Below are 22,093 nucleotides of genomic sequence, written 5' to 3' on the forward strand. Positions count from 1 at the left end.
CGCTTGTTTGAGGCTGGGTCAAGGTTAATTGAGCTTTTTTATAATTATTTTACTGTATGAGATTGGCGGCTAGTAATCGAAGAATCATTACTGATTTTTAGCCAAAGAAAATCCCCCGACAAGCTAATGTCGGGGATATTTCAGAATAGAGAGCTGACGATGACCTACTCTCACATGGGCGAACCACACTACCATTGGCGCTACGATGTTTCACTTCTGAGTTCGGGAAGGGATCAGGTGGGGCCATCGCGCTATTGTCGTCAGCAAAGGGGTTAGATATGAGTCTGTTGTTGTTATTGTTGACTTCAAGTTTAAGCTTGTTGTCGATCAACTTGTAACCTAACTGAATCAAGGTTAAAGGTGATATCGAAATATTCTTTCTTATTCTATAGCCTGAGCTATACAAGATAGATTAATTAGACTTGCATACAAACCACTTGGGTGTTGTATGGTCAAGCCAAACGAGCAATTAGTACAGGTTAGCTACACACATCGCTGCGCTTCCACACCCTGCCTATCAACGTCCTAGTCTTGAACGGCTCTTTAGGGAAATCTAATCTTGAGGTGGGCTTCCCGCTTAGATGCTTTCAGCGGTTATCCCATCCGAACGTAGCTACCGGGCAATGCCACTGGCGTGACAACCCGAACACCAGAGGTTCGTCCACTCTGGTCCTCTCGTACTAGGAGCAGATCCTCTCAAATTTCCAACGCCCACGGTAGATAGGGACCGAACTGTCTCACGACGTTCTAAACCCAGCTCGCGTACCTCTTTAAATGGCGAACAGCCATACCCTTAGGACCTGCTTCAGCCCTAGGATGAGATGAGCCGACATCGAGGTGCCAAACACCGCCGTCGATATGAACTCTTGGGCGGTATCAGCCTGTTATCCCCAGAGTACCTTTTATCCGTTGAGCGATGGCCCTTCCATACAGAACCACCGGATCACTAAGACCTACTTTCGTACCTGCTCGACTTGTGGGTCTCGCAGTTAAGCGCGCTTTTGCCTTTATACTCTACGACCGATTTCCGACCGGTCTGAGCGCACCTTCGTACTCCTCCGTTACTCTTTAGGAGGAGACCGCCCCAGTCAAACTACCCACCATACATTGTCCTCGGTATTGTTATACCTGAGTTAGAACCCCAACATGACCAGGGTGGTATTTCAAGATTGGCTCCACCGAGACTAGCGTCTCGGCTTCAAAGCCTCCCACCTATCCTGCACAAGTCAGGTCAAAGTTCAATGTAAAGCTGTAGTAAAGGTTCACGGGGTCTTTCCGTCTAGCCGCGGGTACACAGCATCTTCACTGCGATTTCGATTTCACTGAGTCTCTGCTGGAGACAGCGCTGCCATCATTATGTCATTCGTGCAGGTCGGAACTTACCCGACAAGGAATTTCGCTACCTTAGGACCGTTATAGTTACGGCCGCCGTTTACTGGGGCTTCGATCAAGAGCTTCGCTTACGCTAACCCCATCAATTAACCTTCCAGCACCGGGCAGACATCACACCCTATACGTCCACTTTCGTGTTTGCAGAGTGCTGTGTTTTTAATAAACAGTTGCAGCAGCCTGGTATCTGCGACTGCCAGCAGCTCAAGGAGCAAGTCCTATCACCACCAACAGCGTACCTTCTCCCGAAGTTACGGTACCATTTTGCCTAGTTCCTTCAGCAGAGTTCTCTCAAGCGCCTTGGTATTCTCTACCTGATCACCTGTGTCGGTTTAGGGTACGATTCGTTTATAACTATTGCTTAGAAGCTTTTCCTGGAAGCATGGTATTTGCCACTTCGCTGTACAAGTACAGCTTGCTATCAGATCTCGGTATAGAATAGCCCGGATTTACCTAAGCTATAAACCTACATCCTTTCACCTGGACAACCAACGCCAGGCTGACATAACCTTCTCCGTCCCTCCATCGCATTATAAACAAGTATCGGAATATTAACCGATTTCCCATCGACTACGCCTTTCGGCCTCGCCTTAGGGGTCGACTCACCCAGCCCCGATTAACGTTGGACTGGAACCCTTGATCTTCCGGCGTGCGAGCTTTTCACTCGCATTATCGTTACTCACGTCAGCATTCGCTCTTGTGATACCTCCAGCATGCTTTACAACACACCTTCACAGGCTTACACAACGCTCCCCTACCACTTGAAAACAAATTCAAATCCGCAGCTTCGGCTCCTAGTTTGAGCCCCGTTACATCTTCCGCGCGGGCCGACTCGACTAGTGAGCTATTACGCTTTCTTTAAAGGATGGCTGCTTCTAAGCCAACCTCCTAGCTGTCTATGCCTTCCCACCTCGTTTCCCACTTAACTAGGAATTTGGGGCCTTAGCTGGCGGTCTGGGTTGTTTCCCTCTCCACGATGGACGTTAGCACCCACCGTGTGTCTCCCGGATATCACTCATCGGTATTCGGAGTTTGCATCGGTTTGGTAAGTCGGTATGACCCCCTAGCCGAAACAGTGCTCTACCCCCAATGGTGTTCGTCCGAGGCGCTACCTAAATAGCTTTCGGGGAGAACCAGCTATCACCGAGTTTGATTAGCCTTTCACCCCTATCCACAAGTCATCCCCTGGCTTTTCAACGACAGTGGGTTCGGTCCTCCGGTGCCTGTTACGGCACTTTCAACCTGCTCATGGATAGATCACTCGGTTTCGGGTCTATACCCTGCAACTAAACGCCCTATTAAGACTCGGTTTCCCTACGGCTCCCTAAACGGTTAACCTTGCTACAGAATATAAGTCGCTGACCCATTATACAAAAGGTACGCGGTCACCCAGCAAGTGGGCTCCCACTGCTTGTACGCACACGGTTTCAGGTTCTATTTCACTCCCCTCACAGGGGTTCTTTTCGCCTTTCCCTCACGGTACTGGTTCACTATCGGTCAGTCAGGAGTATTTAGCCTTGGAGGATGGTCCCCCATCTTCAAACAGGATTTCTCGTGCCCCGCTCTACTTAATATGTTAACTCTAATGTTTCGAATACAGGACTATCACCTACTACGGTCAGCTTTCCCACGCTGTTCTTCTACATTAGAATTAATCGGCTTCTCCCCGTTCGCTCGCCGCTACTAGGGGAATCTCAATTGATGTCTATTCCTAAGGGTACTGAGATGTTTCACTTCCCCTCGTTCGCTTCCTAATAAATTAGGATACCTACCTTATGGTAAGTGGGTTTCCCCATTCAGAAATCTCCGGATCACAGGATATTGCCGCCTCCCCGAAGCTTATCGCAGGCTGTCACGTCTTTCATCGCCTCTGACTGCCAAGGCATCCACCATGTGCGCTTCATTACTTGACCATACAACCCCAAGTAGTCTTTCGACTTCTAAGTGTCATACAATCTAATTATGATAACGATATCACCTATGTTTATACGCTTGATTCAGTTCTCTTTACTTTTTTAATAACTCACCCCTGGGATAACAACTGATGTCGTTAAGAGGTGAGTTATTAAGGTTAAGAAGTGCGCGTGAACACGCTCTTCCTAACCCAGACTCATATCTATGTTTTTAAATAGTCTCTATGCTCTCGTCGAGTCACAGATTCTGTATAAAACAGAAAGAAGTAATCAGTTAAAATCACTTGTTTCTATTTAATACCTATTTATTTATTAGCATCTAAAGCTTACTTAACCGTCTTAGTAGTGGTGGAGCCAAACGGAGTCGAACCGTTGACCTCCTGCGTGCAAGGCAGGCGCTCTACCAACTGAGCTATGGCCCCATTGTAAAATGGTGGGTCTAGGTGGACTTGAACCACCGACCCCCGCGTTATCAACACGGTGCTCTAACCAGCTGAGCTACAGACCCTAATACGTTTGTTAAAAACGTAAGCTTAAACTAAAGAACAACTTGTTGTGAATTCTTGCTGACCGAATGCGTCTATAAGGAGGTGATCCAGCCGCAGGTTCCCCTACGGCTACCTTGTTACGACTTCACCCCAGTCATCAACCACACCGTGGTGAACGCCTCCCCGAAGGTTAAGCTATCCACTTCTGGTGCAATCAACTCCCATGGTGTGACGGGCGGTGTGTACAAGGCCCGGGAACGTATTCACCGCGGCATTCTGATCCGCGATTACTAGCGATTCCTACTTCATGGAGTCGAGTTGCAGACTCCAATCTGGACTACGATAGGCTTTTTGAGATTCGCATCACATCGCTGTGTAGCTGCCCTCTGTACCTACCATTGTAGCACGTGTGTAGCCCTGGTCGTAAGGGCCATGATGACTTGACGTCGTCCCCGCCTTCCTCCAGTTTGTCACTGGCAGTATCCTTAGAGTTCCCGGCTTAACCCGCTGGTAACTAAGGACAAGGGTTGCGCTCGTTGCGGGACTTAACCCAACATCTCACGACACGAGCTGACGACAGCCATGCAGCACCTGTATTCTAATTCCCGAAGGCACTCCCGCATCTCTGCAGGATTCTAGATATGTCAAGACCAGGTAAGGTTCTTCGCGTTGCATCGAATTAAACCACATGCTCCACCGCTTGTGCGGGCCCCCGTCAATTCATTTGAGTTTTAACCTTGCGGCCGTACTCCCCAGGCGGTCTACTTATTGCGTTAGCTGCGTCACTAAGTCCTCAAGGGACCCAACGACTAGTAGACATCGTTTACGGCGTGGACTACCAGGGTATCTAATCCTGTTTGCTACCCACGCTTTCGAGCCTCAGTGTCAGTATGATGCCAGGAAGCTGCCTTCGCCATCGGTATTCCTTCAGATCTCTACGCATTTCACCGCTACACCTGAAATTCTACTTCCCTCTCACCTACTCTAGCCTAACAGTTTCAGATGCAGTTCCCAGGTTAAGCCCGGGGATTTCACATCTGACTTATCAAGCCACCTACGCTCGCTTTACGCCCAGTAATTCCGATTAACGCTTGCACCCTCTGTATTACCGCGGCTGCTGGCACAGAGTTAGCCGGTGCTTATTCTGCAGCTAATGTCATCGTCTCCGGGTATTAACCGAAGAGTCTTCTTCACTGCTTAAAGTGCTTTACAACCAAAAGGCCTTCTTCACACACGCGGCATGGCTGGATCAGGGTTTCCCCCATTGTCCAATATTCCCCACTGCTGCCTCCCGTAGGAGTCCGGGCCGTGTCTCAGTCCCGGTGTGGCTGATCATCCTCTCAGACCAGCTACAGATCGTCGCCATGGTAGGCCTTTACCCCACCATCTAGCTAATCCGACTTAGGCTCATCTAATAGCGAGAGCAGTAAACTGCCCCCTTTCTCCCGTAGGTCGTATGCGGTATTAATACGAGTTTCCCCGTGCTATCCCCCACTACTAGGTAGATTCCTAAGTATTACTCACCCGTCCGCCGCTCGACGCCTGGTAGCAAGCTACCATCGTTTCCGCTCGACTTGCATGTGTTAAGCCTGCCGCCAGCGTTCAATCTGAGCCATGATCAAACTCTTCAGTTTAATCTTGCTATGAAGCTCTTTAAAGAAGCTTCTAAACTTGGCTCATCTAATCTGGCAAAATCGCTAAAAATTATGTTCGTAATGAATTAACTTTGAGTTTTTCTGCTGTCTTAAATGATAATTTTTATAGTTAATAATCTTCCCGAAAAGAAAAGATAGTCAACTTTATTTTTTAGCATTCTGAATCAGCAAAAATCCACACAAGTTGTTCTTTAGTTATGCTTTTAAATAATGTCTAACACTGTCGTCCAGTGCTAGTATTTCAAACTAAATAAGTTAGCCAATGTGGTTTATCCTATTTAGCGAGCTGACCATCATATCATGATTTAATAGTCTGTCAACTTCTTTTTTTAATTTGTTTCAACAAGTTAACTGGGTTATCAATGTGTAATCTACACACTAGCTACTTCCAGCTCGTCTTGATGAGGTGCGTATTATAGACGCTATATTTATTTAGTCAAGAAGTATTTTCTATTTAATTCAAACAATCTACATCGTCCAAATTAGTAAACCACTTCCCTTTCGACTGGGTGGCATTATACGCTTGTTTGAGGCTGGGTCAAGGTTAATTGAGCTTTTTTTATAATTATTTTACTGTATGAGATTGGCGGCTAGTAATCGAAGAATCATTACTGATTTTTAGCCAAAGAAAATCCCCCGACAAGCTAATGTCGGGGGATATTTCAGAATAGAGAGCTGACGATGACCTACTCTCACATGGGCGAACCACACTACCATTGGCGCTACGATGTTTCACTTCTGAGTTCGGGAAGGGATCAGGTGGGGCCATCGCGCTATTGTCGTCAGCAAAGGGGTTAGATATGAGTCTGTTGTTGTTATTGTTGACTTCAAGTTTAAGCTTGTTGTCGATCAACTTGTAACCTAACTGAATCAAGGTTAAAGGTGATATCGAAATATTCTTTCTTATTCTATAGCCTGAGCTATACAAGATAGATTAATTAGACTTGCATACAAACCACTTGGGTGTTGTATGGTCAAGCCAAACGAGCAATTAGTACAGGTTAGCTACACACATCGCTGCGCTTCCACACCCTGCCTATCAACGTCCTAGTCTTGAACGGCTCTTTAGGAAATCTAATCTTGAGGTGGGCTTCCCGCTTAGATGCTTTCAGCGGTTATCCCATCCGAACGTAGCTACCGGGCAATGCCACTGGCGTGACAACCCGAACACCAGAGGTTCGTCCACTCTGGTCCTCTCGTACTAGGAGCAGATCCTCTCAAATTTCCAACGCCCACGGTAGATAGGGACCGAACTGTCTCACGACGTTCTAAACCCAGCTCGCGTACCTCTTTAAATGGCGAACAGCCATACCCTTAGGACCTGCTTCAGCCCTAGGATGAGATGAGCCGACATCGAGGTGCCAAACACCGCCGTCGATATGAACTCTTGGGCGGTATCAGCCTGTTATCCCCAGAGTACCTTTTATCCGTTGAGCGATGGCCCTTCCATACAGAACCACCGGATCACTAAGACCTACTTTCGTACCTGCTCGACTTGTGGGTCTCGCAGTTAAGCGCGCTTTTGCCTTTATACTCTACGACCGATTTCCGACCGGTCTGAGCGCACCTTCGTACTCCTCCGTTACTCTTTAGGAGGAGACCGCCCCAGTCAAACTACCCACCATACATTGTCCTCGGTATTGTTATACCTGAGTTAGAACCCCAACATGACCAGGGTGGTATTTCAAGATTGGCTCCACCGAGACTAGCGTCTCGGCTTCAAAGCCTCCCACCTATCCTGCACAAGTCAGGTCAAAGTTCAATGTAAAGCTGTAGTAAAGGTTCACGGGGTCTTTCCGTCTAGCCGCGGGTACACAGCATCTTCACTGCGATTTCGATTTCACTGAGTCTCTGCTGGAGACAGCGCTGCCATCATTATGTCATTCGTGCAGGTCGGAACTTACCCGACAAGGAATTTCGCTACCTTAGGACCGTTATAGTTACGGCCGCCGTTTACTGGGGCTTCGATCAAGAGCTTCGCTTACGCTAACCCCATCAATTAACCTTCCAGCACCGGGCAGACATCACACCCTATACGTCCACTTTCGTGTTTGCAGAGTGCTGTGTTTTTAATAAACAGTTGCAGCAGCCTGGTATCTGCGACTGCCAGCAGCTCAAGGAGCAAGTCCTATCACCACCAGCAGCGTACCTTCTCCCGAAGTTACGGTACCATTTTGCCTAGTTCCTTCAGCAGAGTTCTCTCAAGCGCCTTGGTATTCTCTACCTGATCACCTGTGTCGGTTTAGGGTACGATTCGTTTATAACTATTGCTTAGAAGCTTTTCCTGGAAGCATGGTATTTGCCACTTCGCTGTACAAGTACAGCTTGCTATCAGATCTCGGTATAGAATAGCCCGGATTTACCTAAGCTATAAACCTACATCCTTTCACCTGGACAACCAACGCCAGGCTGACATAACCTTCTCCGTCCCTCCATCGCATTATAAACAAGTATCGGAATATTAACCGATTTCCCATCGACTACGCCTTTCGGCCTCGCCTTAGGGGTCGACTCACCCAGCCCCGATTAACGTTGGACTGGAACCCTTGATCTTCCGGCGTGCGAGCTTTTCACTCGCATTATCGTTACTCACGTCAGCATTCGCTCTTGTGATACCTCCAGCATGCTTTACAACACACCTTCACAGGCTTACACAACGCTCCCCTACCACTTGAAAACAAATTCAAATCCGCAGCTTCGGCTCCTAGTTTGAGCCCCGTTACATCTTCCGCGCGGGCCGACTCGACTAGTGAGCTATTACGCTTTCTTTAAAGGATGGCTGCTTCTAAGCCAACCTCCTAGCTGTCTATGCCTTCCCACCTCGTTTCCCACTTAACTAGGAATTTGGGGCCTTAGCTGGCGGTCTGGGTTGTTTCCCTCTCCACGATGGACGTTAGCACCCACCGTGTGTCTCCCGGATATCACTCATCGGTATTCGGAGTTTGCATCGGTTTGGTAAGTCGGTATGACCCCCTAGCCGAAACAGTGCTCTACCCCCAATGGTGTTCGTCCGAGGCGCTACCTAAATAGCTTTCGGGGAGAACCAGCTATCACCGAGTTTGATTAGCCTTTCACCCCTATCCACAAGTCATCCCCTGGCTTTTCAACGACAGTGGGTTCGGTCCTCCGGTGCCTGTTACGGCACTTTCAACCTGCTCATGGATAGATCACTCGGTTTCGGGTCTATACCCTGCAACTAAACGCCCTATTAAGACTCGGTTTCCCTACGGCTCCCCTAAACGGTTAACCTTGCTACAGAATATAAGTCGCTGACCCATTATACAAAAGGTACGCGGTCACCCAACAAGTGGGCTCCCACTGCTTGTACGCACACGGTTTCAGGTTCTATTTCACTCCCCTCACAGGGGTTCTTTTCGCCTTTCCCTCACGGTACTGGTTCACTATCGGTCAGTCAGGAGTATTTAGCCTTGGAGGATGGTCCCCCATCTTCAAACAGGATTTCTCGTGCCCCGCTCTACTTAATATGTTAACTCTAATGTTTCGAATACAGGACTATCACCTACTACGGTCAGCTTTCCCACGCTGTTCTTCTACATTAGAATTAATCGGCTTCTCCCCGTTCGCTCGCCGCTACTAGGGGAATCTCAATTGATGTCTATTCCTAAGGGTACTGAGATGTTTCACTTCCCCTCGTTCGCTTCCTAATAAATTAGGATACCTACCTTATGGTAAGTGGGTTTCCCCATTCAGAAATCTCCGGATCACAGGATATTGCCGCCTCCCCGAAGCTTATCGCAGGCTGTCACGTCTTTCATCGCCTCTGACTGCCAAGGCATCCACCATGTGCGCTTCATTACTTGACCATACAACCCCAAGTAGTCTTTCGACTTCTAAGTGTCATACAATCTAATTATGATAACGATATCACCTATGTTTATACGCTTGATTCAGTTCTCTTTACTTTTTTAATAACTCACCCCTGGGATAACAACTGATGTCGTTAAGAGGTGAGTTATTAAGGTTAAGAAGTGCGCGTGAACACGCTCTTCCTAACCCAGACTCATATCTATGTTTTTAAATAGTCTCTATGCTCTCGTCGAGTCACAGATTCTGTATAAAACAGAAAGAAGTAATCAGTTAAAATCACTTGTTTCTATTTAATACCTATTTATTTATTAGCATCTAAAGCTTACTTAACCGTCTTAGTAGTGGTGGAGCCAAACGGAGTCGAACCGTTGACCTCCTGCGTGCAAGGCAGGCGCTCTACCAACTGAGCTATGGCCCCATTGTAAAATGGTGGGTCTAGGTGGACTTGAACCACCGACCCCCGCGTTATCAACACGGTGCTCTAACCAGCTGAGCTACAGACCCTAATACGTTTGTTAAAAACGTAAGCTTAAACTAAAGAACAACTTGTTGTGAATTCTTGCTGACCGAATGCGTCTATAAGGAGGTGATCCAGCCGCAGGTTCCCCTACGGCTACCTTGTTACGACTTCACCCCAGTCATCAACCACACCGTGGTGAACGCCTCCCCGAAGGTTAAGCTATCCACTTCTGGTGCAATCAACTCCCATGGTGTGACGGGCGGTGTGTACAAGGCCCGGGAACGTATTCACCGCGGCATTCTGATCCGCGATTACTAGCGATTCCTACTTCATGGAGTCGAGTTGCAGACTCCAATCTGGACTACGATAGGCTTTTTGAGATTCGCATCACATCGCTGTGTAGCTGCCCTCTGTACCTACCATTGTAGCACGTGTGTAGCCCTGGTCGTAAGGGCCATGATGACTTGACGTCGTCCCCGCCTTCCTCCAGTTTGTCACTGGCAGTATCCTTAGAGTTCCCGGCTTAACCCGCTGGTAACTAAGGACAAGGGTTGCGCTCGTTGCGGGACTTAACCCAACATCTCACGACACGAGCTGACGACAGCCATGCAGCACCTGTATTCTAATTCCCGAAGGCACTCCCGCATCTCTGCAGGATTCTAGATATGTCAAGACCAGGTAAGGTTCTTCGCGTTGCATCGAATTAAACCACATGCTCCACCGCTTGTGCGGGCCCCCGTCAATTCATTTGAGTTTTAACCTTGCGGCCGTACTCCCAGGCGGTCTACTTATTGCGTTAGCTGCGTCACTAAGTCCTCAAGGGACCCAACGACTAGTAGACATCGTTTACGGCGTGGACTACCAGGGTATCTAATCCTGTTTGCTACCCACGCTTTCGAGCCTCAGTGTCAGTATGATGCCAGGAAGCTGCCTTCGCCATCGGTATTCCTTCAGATCTCTACGCATTTCACCGCTACACCTGAAATTCTACTTCCCTCTCACCTACTCTAGCCTAACAGTTTCAGATGCAGTTCCCAGGTTAAGCCCGGGGATTTCACATCTGACTTATCAAGCCACCTACGCTCGCTTTACGCCCAGTAATTCCGATTAACGCTTGCACCCTCTGTATTACCGCGGCTGCTGGCACAGAGTTAGCCGGTGCTTATTCTGCAGCTAATGTCATCGTCTCCGGGTATTAACCGAAGAGTCTTCTTCACTGCTTAAAGTGCTTTACAACCAAAGGCCTTCTTCACACACGCGGCATGGCTGGATCAGGGTTTCCCCATTGTCCAATATTCCCCACTGCTGCCTCCCGTAGGAGTCCGGGCCGTGTCTCAGTCCCGGTGTGGCTGATCATCCTCTCAGACCAGCTACAGATCGTCGCCATGGTAGGCCTTTACCCCACCATCTAGCTAATCCGACTTAGGCTCATCTAATAGCGAGAGCAGTAAACTGCCCCCTTTCTCCCGTAGGTCGTATGCGGTATTAATACGAGTTTCCCCGTGCTATCCCCCACTACTAGGTAGATTCCTAAGTATTACTCACCCGTCCGCCGCTCGACGCCTGGTAGCAAGCTACCATCGTTTCCGCTCGACTTGCATGTGTTAAGCCTGCCGCCAGCGTTCAATCTGAGCCATGATCAAACTCTTCAGTTTAATCTTGCTATGAAGCTCTTTAAAGAAGCTTCTAAACTTGGCTCATCTAATCTGGCAAAATCGCTAAAAATTATGTTCGTAATGAATTAACTTTGAGTTTTTCTGCTGTCTTAAATGATAATTTTTATAGTTAATAATCTTCCCGAAAAGAAAAGATAGTCAACTTTATTTTTTAGCATTCTGAATCAGCAAAAATCCACACAAGTTGTTCTTTAGTTATGCTTTTAAATAATGTCTGACACTGTCGTCCAGTGCTAGTATTTCAAACTAAATAAGTTAGCCAATGTGGTTTATCCTATTTAGCGAGCTGACCATCATATCATGATTTAATAGTCTGTCAACTTCTTTTTTTAATTTGTTTCAACAAGTTAACTGGGTTATCAATGTGTAATCTACACACTAGCTACTTCCAGCTCGTCTTGATGAGGTGCGTATTATAGACGGTTTAACTTTTGTGTCAACCCGTTTTATTAATGTTTTTGAAGTTATTTTAGGAGATGAATAAATCTGTATTTTTTTCAATGGGTTATAAATTCGAGGTTGTTTATTTTCTTTAATACTAATGTGTAATACGGTTTAATTCACCAATTTTTAGTAAAGGTAAGCTTTATCTAATCCTTATGACTGGATCTATTCGTTCTGTCATTCTTGAGTATTTCCCCTGAGCAAACTGTCTCTCATTCTTCTAGTTGTTGATATTCATATAATTAGCACTATATAGAATCTAGGTAATTCGAGTTTATATGATGTTTTCTAGATTCAGTCTTATATAGTTCAGTATTTGATACTACCTTTATCATAATATATGGCTCTTATATTATTATCATAATATATGGCTCTTATATTAGTCGTCGCCCAATCCCTTGATATCTAGTGTTGAGAGACGGTTTTTGCTATAATAGGTATTTTGCTGCATTACTTATATATTTTGGCTGTTATGTTACTTCTATAGCGAAATGCGTTTTGCTGCAATGCTATTGATTAACTGGCTTTAAGCCTTGCATCAGCTCTAGCATATATAGTCATAATAAGTCTTTAGGTAATGCGTCCCTTTCACAACATATCACGATGATTAGATATAATTGATGTGGTCTCACGGTTATATGATTGATGGTTGCAATCATCACTGCCAACGGACCCAATAATAGGCGAATAGATTATGGTAGCGATTACTTTACCCGATGGTAGTGTAAAAGACTTTGAAGGTCATACAACAGTCATGGAAGTGGCGCAAAGTATTGGGACAGGACTCGCTAAAGCGACGGTTGCTGGACGTGTAAATGGTCATCTCGTAGACGCTCATGATCCTATCGTCGCTGATGCCAACGTTGAAATCGTAACGCCAAAAGACGACGACGGTGTCGATATTATCCGTCACTCATGTGCTCACCTATTAGGTCATGCGGTTAAGCAGCTCTACCCTGATGTGAAGATGGTCATCGGTCCTGTTATTGATGATGGTTTTTATTACGATATCTTTAGTGAAACGCCATTCACGCCTGAGCATATGGAAGCGATTGAAAAACGCATGATGGAGCTGATCAAGCAAGATTATGACGTTATCAAAAAAATGACGCCACGTGCCGAAGCGATTGAGATATTTGAATCACGTAACGAAGACTATAAGCTAAAACTTATTAATGATATGCCAGGTGAAGAAGCGTTTGGCTTGTATCATCACCAAGAATACGTCGATATGTGCCGTGGCCCGCATGTACCAAACACGCGCTTTTTGAAAGTATTTAAACTGACCAAAATGTCAGGTGCCTATTGGCGCGGTGACGCCAAAAATGAGCAGTTACAGCGCATCTATGGTACTGCGTGGGCTGATAAGAAACAGTTAAAAGCTTATATCCAGCGTATTGAAGAAGCAGAAAAACGTGACCATCGTAAAATCGGTAAAGCGCTGAACCTATTTCATATGCAAGAGCAAGCGCCAGGTATGGTGTTCTGGCACGCCAATGGCTGGACGATTTATCAAGTACTTGAGCAATATATGCGTAAAGTACAGTACGATAATGGCTACGAAGAGATTAAAACACCTCAAATCGTTGATCGTAGTTTGTGGGAGCGTTCAGGACATTGGGGCAACTATGCAACCAACATGTTCACGACTGCTAGTGAAAACCGTGATTATGCGGTAAAACCGATGAACTGCCCTTGTCACGTGCAAGTGTTTAACCAAGGCTTAAAATCTTACCGTGATCTACCATTACGTATGGCTGAATTTGGTTCTTGCCATCGCAATGAGCCATCAGGATCATTACATGGTCTGATGCGTGTACGTGGTTTTACGCAAGATGATGCGCATATTTTCTGTACGCAAGCACAGATTCAACAAGAAGTTGCTGACTTTATTAAGCTAACGCTCGCTGTCTATGAAGATTTTGGTTTTGATAATATCATCATGAAGCTCTCTACCCGTCCTGAAAAACGTGTCGGTAGTGATGAGTCTTGGGATTTTGCAGAAAAAGCTTTATCGGATGCGCTAGATAGCTCTGGGCTAGATTGGGATTACTTGCCTGGTGAAGGTGCATTCTATGGTCCAAAGATTGAGTTCAGTCTAAAAGACTCGTTAGGACGTATTTGGCAGTGCGGTACCATCCAGGTTGATCCAAACATGCCTGAACGTCTCGATGCTGAGTTCGTTAATGAGCAAAACGATCGTGAAGTACCTATTATGTTGCACCGTGCAATCTTAGGTTCGTTTGAGCGTTTCATTGGTATTTTGATCGAAAACTATGCCGGTTGGATGCCAGTATGGCTAGCACCGCAGCAAGTTGTGGTCATGAACATCACTGATAAACAGGCTGATGCATGCAAAAACGTAGTTAGCGAGCTCAAAAATGCAGGTTTGCGCGCTATTAGCGACTTGCGTAACGAAAAGATTGGATTTAAGATACGAGAGAAAACATTAGAACGTATTCCCTATATGCTAGTATTAGGGGATAAAGAAGTCGAATCGGGCAGTGTCAACGTCCGAACTCGCGAAGGTGAGAACCTTGGCGTGATGAGTGTTTCTGAATTTATTACATTAGTACAGACCGCTGTCAGTAAAAAGGCCGACAGACCCCAAAAACAGATGAGGAGTAATACCTATTAAACAGTCCAACCGTTTGAACATCAACGAAGATATCAATGTCAAAGAAGTCCGTCTCGTTAAAGAAGATGGCGAGCAAATGGGCGTGGTTGATATCGCAACCGCGATGAAAGCGGCACGTGATGAAAATCTAGATTTGGTTGAATTAGTTCCTGAAGCTAAGCCACCAGTATGTAAGATCATGGATTATAAGCACTTCCTCTATGATCAAAAGCAAAAGGCTAAAGAAGCTAAGAAAAACCAAAAGCAGACTCAGCTTAAAGAGATGAAGCTACGTCCTAGTACCGAAGAGGCCGATTATCAGGTTAAACTGAGAAAAATCGTGAGCTTCTTGGAAGATCAAGATAAAGTTAAAATTAGCATCCGTTTCCGCGGACGTGAAATGGCGCACCAAGATATCGGTCGCAAACAACTTGATCGTATCATTGAAGATACTGCTGATATCTCAAACGTCGAACAGTACCCTAAGATGGAAGGTCGTCAGATGGGTATGCTGCTTGGACCCACTAAGAAAAAGTAATCTGTTTATTGGATTGCTTTGAGTGGTGGCTGTTAGTCTATATAGCTATTTATAACTCTAACCATCAATATGCTGCGGGATATTGATGGTTTTTTATTATTTGGACTCAAAAACGGCAGTAATGAACGCAGCTATATTGAACATAAATAGCCTAGCATCATTGATTGACGCTATTTTACAAAACCCACCTTCTCAACTTTCTGATTACACGGTAATCTAAAGGTCTAGTTATATTTACTAGTTAGTATTTAGCAGTAACTAATGATCATTTGATAAAAATTAGTACGAGCTAAAAACATTTTATAAATGCATAAAAGCTAAGTGTATAAATAAAAACAATGTATACCACGACTGTCAGAGTCGTTGACAAAAAACACTTCCCTTCTCCGATATCAGAGGATATTTCATGCAAGAATTGACACCACCAGAAAACGCTACAACTCCCAGTATCTCTCTAACAGCACCTGAACCTGTCAAAGAAATACAAAAAAGTGAAGCAGATCAGATGGTCAAATTGGATGAAAGCCAAATTCCTGAGCTCGATGCCAAGGTTGATGCTTTTGTTGATCATGTGCTTACCAACTCTGTGCATAGCGATGAATTTCGACAGAACGTGCAGTCTATTCATAACCTAGGTACCAAAGAGATTCGCGAATCTGCACAAGTATCTAACCGAATGTTAGATTTGCCCGCAAAAAGTTTGAATGACAGCTTATTTGATAATTCCCCTATCGCCAAATCATTGACGGAACTACGCGGGATTGTCGAAGACTTAGATCCGAGCAAAAAAGAGCTGACCAGCTCACGCAAGCTGTTCGGTCTCATCCCATTCGGTAATAAAGTACAAGATTATTTCCGTCAGTATGAATCTGCACAATCACATATTAATGCCGTTGTAACCAGTCTCTATAATGGTAAAGACGAATTGCTCAAAGACAATGCGATGATTGAGCAAGAAAAAGTCAATATGTGGGAGCTGATGCAGTCTATTCGCCAGTATGTCTACGTTGGCAAAAAGATTGATGAGCAACTTGAGCAGAAGGTCTATGCGATAGAAGCAACAGATCCAGAAAAAGCGCGCATCATTAAAGAAGAGATGTTGTTTTATGTCCGTCAAAAAAACACTGACTTTTTAACTCAGTTAGCAGTGAATGTACAAGGCTATTTGGCGCTTGACACCATTCGCCGTAATAACTTAGAGCTGATTAAGGGTGTCGATCGCGCAACAACGACCACAGTGTCAGCTTTACGCACGGCTGTTGTTGTTGCCCAAGCAATGACCAATCAAAAATTGGTATTAGATCAAATCACTGCTTTGAATAAAACCACCAGTAGTTTGATTGAATCAACTTCAGCGATGCTCAAGCGTCAGTCAGGTGAGATTCATGAGCAAGCGACCAGCAGTAGTATTGAGCTTGATAAACTGCAAAATGCCTTCAATAATGTCTATGACACTATGGATATGATTAGTAATTACAAAATTGAAGCGCTAGAGAATATGAAGCAAACGGTCAATACACTGACCACTGAAGTAGATAAAGCACAAAAATACTTGGATAAATCGAATCAGACTACGGTATTAGAAGTCTCAAAAGAGTTGGATAGTAAAAAGATCACTAACCAATCGAGCAATGTCGATATTGATATTTGATTTATCCCTATAGCGGTCGTTAGAAAACTGACCGCTTCCTGCTACCAAATACACATAAGACAATTGACGCAAGATATTGCGACGTCGTTCGTGTTAAGATAGCCACTATTAATAATTTTAAAAATAGATACGGTAATTTATGAGTTGGAATGATCCAAACGCCTCAAGTGAGGCAAAAAAATATGACAACCCGATTCCTAGTCGTGAGCTGATACTCAGCACGATTAATGAGCATGGGGAAGTCACGCATCAACAGTTGGCAAAAGCCTTTAACATTGATGATCCTGATCAGTTTGATGCTTTGGGCAATCGCCTAAAAGCAATGGCGCGTGATGGCCAAGTGAATCGTGATGGTCGTCCTTATCGCTATCGTACAGTGACTAAGCAAGATATCGTCTCAGGTACAGTTTCTGCCCATCCAAAAGGTTTTGGTTTTGTAGTGCTAAGTGATATGCCAGATTTGTTTTTGCATGAAAAACAAATGCGCTGGGTATTCAATGGCGATACAGTAGCAGCCGTCGGCACTTCGACAGACAATCGTGGACGTACCGAAGGGCGTATCGTCGATGTTGTCGAACGTCGCCAAAACAACTTTATCGGTACACTTGCTCGTGATGAAGACGGCTATTGTGTTGAGCTTGGTAGCCCAAACAATCATCAACCGATTACGGTTACTGATGACAATGTTCAGGCGCTAAATATCAAACAAGGCGCTCCTGTCAAAGTCGATATCATTGACTGGCCAAACCAGCATGAATTTGCCACTGGTAAAATCACTGAAGTGCTGTCTGATGACAATGACCGTGAATTGATTATTGAGACTACCCTGCTCAACTATGATATTCCATCAGATTTTAGTGAAGCTGCGCTTAAGCAAGCTGATGACTATCAAGAGCCAACCGAAAAAGACATAAAAGGTCGTACAGACATACGTCATCTACCGCTTGTCACTATCGATGGCGAAGATGCTCGTGACTTTGATGATGCTGTATTTGCTGAAAAGCGCTCTGGTGGTAACTACCGTGTTGTGGTTGCGATTGCGGATGTCAGCTATTATGTGACACCGAATTCACCACTTGACCAAGATGCCTATGAGCGTGGTACTTCAGTATATTTCCCGCATCGCGTGATTCCGATGTTGCCTGAAGTGTTATCTAACGGTCTATGTTCACTGAACCCTAATCTAGATCGCTTATGTATGGTTGCTGATATCAAGATATCGCGCGCCGGTAAAGTGACTGGATATGAGTTCTATCCGTCAGTGATGCACTCACAAGCACGGCTAACTTATAATCAAGTAAACGATTATCTTGTGAACCCAAATGATAAGAGATTACCTAAATCACTAACAGGTAATAAAGACGTTAAAAAATCTGTTGATACGTTACATCAGCTGTATGAGCTACTACTTAAAAAGCGTGAAGAACGTCATGCAATGGAATTTGAAACGGTTGAAACGTATATCAAGTTCAATGAGAAAGGCGGAATCGAAGCGATTTTACCACGCACTCGTGGCGACTCTCAGAAGCTAATCGAAGAATGTATGTTGCTTGCAAATACTTGTGCTGCAAACTTCGCGCTTAAACATGAGTTACCAGTTTTGTATCGTAACCATGATAAGCCTGATAATGAGAAGTCGATGCGTATTCATGAGTATGCGAAAAACTTTGGCTTACCATTCCCAGAAGAGAATCCAACGCAAGCGGATTATCAGCGCATTATCGAAGCGACTAAAGATAGGCCAGATGCCATCAGTATTCATAGCATGCTGCTGCGTTCAATGATGCAAGCAAACTACGCACCTGACAATATTGGTCACTTTGGCTTGGCATATGACGAATATAGCCACTTTACCTCGCCGATTCGCCGTTATCCAGATTTGATGCTGCATCGCGCGATTAAGGCAAAAGTCACCAACAGCCAACAACCTGTGATGGACTTTTCTCTTGAAGGTGCTGGTACACAAACATCAGATACAGAACGCCGTGCAGAAAAAGCATCACGTTATGTAGAATCTTGGCTTAAGTGTCATTATATGACCGATCATGTGGGTGAAGAGTTCGAAGGCGTTGTGACTACGGTTACTAGCTTTGGTTTATTCGTCACATTGACTGACTTATATATCGATGGTTTGGTTCATATCTCAAACGTTGGCGATGACTTCTTCGTCTATGATGAGCAGCAGCAGCAGCTTATCGGTAAAGATAAAGGTACGCTATTTGGACTTGGCGATTCGGTTAAAGTGAAGGTTGCGGGTGTCAATATGGATCTGCTACAAATTGATTTTGATTTGAAGGCTAAATTGCAATCTAGTGCAATGAACCAAAGCAAAAAAGCTCAACCGAAGAAAGAGCAGCCTAAGAAAGCTCCAGCGAAAAGAAGTAGTAACCGCAGAGGCGCTGCCAAAAAAGCTAAGCTTAGACTGATACTTAGATACTGATGTTGTAATACAATAAAAAAGGCTAACGTAATCGTTAGCCTTTTTTATGCTGTGTACTTTTCAATCATCAATGATATAGCTATTTATTGTGCCTATTGCGCATCGTCCAATTGGTCTACACGGTCTTGTTCGGCTTGCTGCGCTTGGTCAATTTTACTGGTAGCACTATCTACGATAGCTTTCGGCTGTTGGCTAAGTGGCTGGCTAGTAATATCTGTATCAGAGGTAGCTACTGTAGAATCAGGCTGTTCAGCGGCTACACTACTGGTTGCAATCTCTCTGTTTTGTTCGCGACTATTACCATTGATAATGTTAAAGCCAAGCAATGCCACAATACCAATAACTGCAAAGATAATAACGTGTTTCATTTCCATAAAAGCCCCGTATTTGAATAACCATCAAATATAGATTCTGTTGCACTTTTTATGCCTAAATCTTATTTAACGTCTAGTACCTATTCTTGCGGGCTATTATTATTCAATAAATCCGTCTCATCTGAGCTTTGAGCAATCTCTTGCTCGACTTTTTCCATCAGCTTATCGTCAGGACGGGCGTCGAGAACCTCATTAGCACTGCGACCTTGTAAAATGGTTTTGGCTCGAGCCTTGGCTTGTTTTTTATCTTGGTCATCCGTATGACTCCCGCTGACCTGATTTGTTTCAGCAGGTTTAGGAATCGTCGGCGTAATCGTTATATCGGATTGAATATTATTAGCATTGCTAACACTGCTTTGCATGTGCTCAAAGGCTTTTTCTAACTTATTGTTGAAGCGCAGACGATAAATAGGCTCAGGCAAGCTAAACCCCTCATTTTCTAATGCATGCTTGGTTTCACGAATAGCGATACTGCGCGCTTTGGCAAAGTCAGTCTCTGATTGGTCTACCCAAACCTGAAATTCCAAAACAATATTAGAATCACCCACATTGGTAATGACCGCAATCGCCTTTGGTTCATTCAACACAAACGCCAGCGTATGTATCGCATCCAATCCGACTTTGATTGCTGCTAATGGATCATCATTGGCATCAACGCCCAATTCAAAAGTAAATCGGCGCTCAGGGTTTTTGGTGTAATTTAGAATGGTACCTTTAAAGACTTCAGCATTAGGAATGCGTAACTGATTACCATCTAATGTCATCAGTATCGTCGCACGCGATGTCAAACGAACCACGATGCCCTCTTGCCCATTAATCACGATATGGTCACGAGCACGAAAAGGTTGGCGAATGCTCAGCATTAATGAAGCGATATAATTCTCAATGGTATCTTTGACTGCGAAACCAACCGCAATACCAATGACACCTGCCCCACCAAGCAATGTGCCTAAAATAGTCTCTGCCCCTATCAGACTTAGTCCTAGAATCAGACCAAAGATAATAAAGATGACTTTGACCGTTTGTGACAGCAGCTCAGCGACAAATGGATTGGGTGTTAGACGTTGCCACATTTTTTTGCGATTAGATAACCAACTGCCAAACCATGCTACCAAGGCAAATATAACAATGCCGACCAATAGTAGCGGCAGAGCCTTCACAAGATTGGTCACCTGCGCTTTTAGACCTTGATAGACCGTTGAGACATTCTCTTGGACATCTAGTGTACGGTTAATTCTATCTTCTACAGTGACGACATCTGTTAGTCTGTTGGTTAAGTTAATCGCTTGCTGTGCTTTTTTTCGTTAGCTGTTTCCCCAGTTAGGGTAACAACGCCTTGGGTGACACTAACATTGACGGCTTGTAAACCTTCGATTTCAGAGAAAATACCGCTGATACGTTGACGAATGTCGTTGTCTTTTTGCGGTGTGGGTGTGGTCTCGATTTGAGCATTATTAGTGCTTTCGCCACTGATTATTGGTGGCGTAGCTGGTGCTGGCAATGAGCTGTCCAGTTCTGTAGTATCAACTGTTGATGCTTCATTTTCTGATGTGGCAGAATTATTGTTAGATACGCTTGCCTCTGTCGTCTCTACACCTTCAGTTGTCTCTATACCTAACGCCGTTGCGATACCAGAAATTTCTTCACTGGCAGCATGCGCTGAGAACGCAAAAAGGATGCTTAGTAGCAACACCATTTGACCCCACGCTTTTATAGAACTGCGTATTATTGGACGGTCAATGTAAGTGGCCATAAGCATCCTTTATTTTTTACGGATTTTTCTCGCTTAGCTGATTGCTGATAATTAGCTGTCTGATTTTAACCGACTAATTTTTGATTTATTTAGCTATCTAAGTAAAGCTGCGCTTCGCTCAAGTTCAATGTGCCTTCATAGATAGCGCGACCGGTAATGATACCTTCGATACAGTCATCGTAAGGCTTTAGCAGCTCAATATCTTTCATATCGGTAACGCCACCTGATGCAATCACAGGTAATCCGCCTTCACGCGCCAAATTAACAGTTTGTTCGACGTTAACGCCTTGCATCATGCCATCGCGGGCAATATCAGTATAAACGATTGAAGACACGCCGACATCTGCAAAGCGCTTAGCAAGCTCGGTCGCTTTGGTATCTGTCACGTTTGCCCAGCCATGAGTGGCTACCATACCGTCTTTGGCATCGATACCGACGATGATATGTCCTGCAAATTCGCGGCAAGCTTCAGCGACAAAATTAGGATCTTCAACGGCTTTTGTACCGATAATGATATACGTCAAACCTGCGGTAATATATTGCTCGATAGTGTTCATGTTGCGTACACCGCCACCTAGTTGAATAGGCAGGTTCGGGTATGCTTTGGTAATATCATTGACTACTTGTCTATGTACTGGCACGCCATCAAAAGCACCATTCAAATCGACCAAATGCAATCGACGAGCGCCTTCATCTACCCAACGCGCTGCCATAGCAACTGGGTCATCAGAGAACACCGTATCATCTTCCATACGGCCTTGTTTTAAACGTACACACTTACCATCTTTTAAATCAATAGCCGGGATAATGACAGGCACAGCACACATATAGCATTCCTTATAAAGCACAAGATTGGCAATAAATTTA

6 protein-coding genes, 4 tRNA genes, 6 rRNA genes and 1 pseudogene are annotated in these 22,093 nt (G+C 44.9%); 4 read left to right on the top strand and 13 right to left on the bottom strand.

Features of this window, described 5'->3' with window-relative positions:
• Positions 1-151: 151 nt before the first annotated feature.
• From rrf (ACOBWA_RS14760) to ACOBWA_RS14805, 10 genes are all read right to left on the bottom strand, one after another.
• Positions 152-265 (bottom strand): 5S ribosomal RNA (gene rrf / locus ACOBWA_RS14760).
• Between the two features lie 183 nt (positions 266-448).
• Positions 449-3,302 (bottom strand): 23S ribosomal RNA (locus ACOBWA_RS14765).
• Positions 3,303-3,648: 346 nt separating this feature from the next.
• Positions 3,649-3,724: transfer RNA gene (locus tag ACOBWA_RS14770), tRNA-Ala, on the bottom strand.
• A gap of 9 nt (positions 3,725-3,733) precedes the next feature.
• Positions 3,734-3,810: transfer RNA gene (locus ACOBWA_RS14775), tRNA-Ile, on the bottom strand.
• Positions 3,811-3,885: 75 nt separating this feature from the next.
• A 16S ribosomal RNA gene (locus ACOBWA_RS14780) occupies positions 3,886-5,424 on the bottom strand.
• A gap of 694 nt (positions 5,425-6,118) precedes the next feature.
• Positions 6,119-6,232 (bottom strand): 5S ribosomal RNA (rrf, locus tag ACOBWA_RS14785).
• A 183-nt stretch (positions 6,233-6,415) separates the two neighbouring features.
• Positions 6,416-9,269 (bottom strand): 23S ribosomal RNA (locus ACOBWA_RS14790).
• 346 nt (positions 9,270-9,615) lie between these two features.
• Positions 9,616-9,691: transfer RNA gene (locus tag ACOBWA_RS14795), tRNA-Ala, on the bottom strand.
• Positions 9,692-9,700: 9 nt separating this feature from the next.
• Positions 9,701-9,777 (bottom strand) — tRNA-Ile (locus ACOBWA_RS14800).
• Between the two features lie 75 nt (positions 9,778-9,852).
• Positions 9,853-11,388: ribosomal RNA gene (locus tag ACOBWA_RS14805) — 16S ribosomal RNA — on the bottom strand.
• The 16S, 23S and 5S rRNA genes sit together here with 4 tRNA genes alongside, the layout of an rRNA operon.
• Before the next feature lie 1,159 nt (positions 11,389-12,547).
• Between ACOBWA_RS14805 and thrS the strand changes: the two genes are divergently transcribed.
• The 4 genes from thrS to rnr all read left to right on the top strand — a co-directional run bounded on the left by thrS (position 12,548) and on the right by rnr (position 19,099).
• Positions 12,548-14,491, top strand: a complete 1,944-nt coding sequence (gene thrS / locus ACOBWA_RS14810; RefSeq protein ID WP_420229780.1) for a threonine--tRNA ligase — start codon at positions 12,548-12,550, stop codon at positions 14,489-14,491.
• A 13-nt stretch (positions 14,492-14,504) separates the two neighbouring features.
• Positions 14,505-15,008, top strand: a complete 504-nt coding sequence (infC, locus tag ACOBWA_RS14815; protein WP_057762155.1) for a translation initiation factor IF-3 — start codon at positions 14,505-14,507, stop codon at positions 15,006-15,008.
• 406 nt (positions 15,009-15,414) lie between these two features.
• The gene (locus tag ACOBWA_RS14820) at positions 15,415-16,659 is read left to right on the top strand and encodes a toxic anion resistance protein (protein WP_057762157.1); all 1,245 of its coding nucleotides are present in this window, start codon (positions 15,415-15,417) and stop codon (positions 16,657-16,659) included.
• A gap of 139 nt (positions 16,660-16,798) precedes the next feature.
• The gene (gene rnr / locus ACOBWA_RS14825; protein WP_420229781.1) at positions 16,799-19,099 is read left to right on the top strand and encodes a ribonuclease R; all 2,301 of its coding nucleotides are present in this window, start codon (positions 16,799-16,801) and stop codon (positions 19,097-19,099) included.
• Between the two features lie 92 nt (positions 19,100-19,191).
• On the opposite strand, the gene ACOBWA_RS14830 is transcribed toward rnr, so the two are convergent.
• From ACOBWA_RS14830 to hisA, 3 genes and pseudogenes are all read right to left on the bottom strand, one after another.
• A complete protein-coding gene (locus tag ACOBWA_RS14830; RefSeq protein ID WP_420229782.1) occupies positions 19,192-19,473 on the bottom strand; it encodes a hypothetical protein in 282 nt (93 codons plus the stop codon).
• A gap of 80 nt (positions 19,474-19,553) precedes the next feature.
• A pseudogene (locus ACOBWA_RS14835) lies at positions 19,554-21,226 on the bottom strand (mechanosensitive ion channel domain-containing protein).
• 89 nt (positions 21,227-21,315) lie between these two features.
• On the bottom strand, positions 21,316-22,053 hold the full coding sequence (gene hisA, locus ACOBWA_RS14840; RefSeq protein WP_420229783.1) for a 1-(5-phosphoribosyl)-5-[(5-phosphoribosylamino)methylideneamino]imidazole-4-carboxamide isomerase: 738 nt from the start codon (positions 22,051-22,053) through the stop codon (positions 21,316-21,318).
• Positions 22,054-22,093: the final 40 nt, after the last annotated feature.

It is taken from the genome of Psychrobacter sp. ER1 (assembly GCF_048631835.1).
In the GTDB taxonomy this organism is placed as follows: Bacteria; Pseudomonadota; Gammaproteobacteria; order Pseudomonadales; family Moraxellaceae; genus Psychrobacter.

What these genes read in the sequence shown, in the direction of transcription:
- thrS (WP_420229780.1), top strand. Translation starts at nt 12,548, where the DNA reads ATGGTAGCGATTACTTTACCCGATGGTAGTGTAAAAGACTTTGAAGGT.
- ACOBWA_RS14820 (WP_057762157.1), top strand. Translation starts at nt 15,415, where the DNA reads ATGCAAGAATTGACACCACCAGAAAACGCTACAACTCCCAGTATCTCT.
- rnr (WP_420229781.1), top strand. Translation starts at nt 16,799, where the DNA reads ATGAGTTGGAATGATCCAAACGCCTCAAGTGAGGCAAAAAAATATGAC.
- ACOBWA_RS14830 (WP_420229782.1), bottom strand. Translation starts at nt 19,473, where the DNA reads ATGGAAATGAAACACGTTATTATCTTTGCAGTTATTGGTATTGTGGCA.
- hisA (WP_420229783.1), bottom strand. Translation starts at nt 22,053, where the DNA reads ATGTGTGCTGTGCCTGTCATTATCCCGGCTATTGATTTAAAAGATGGT.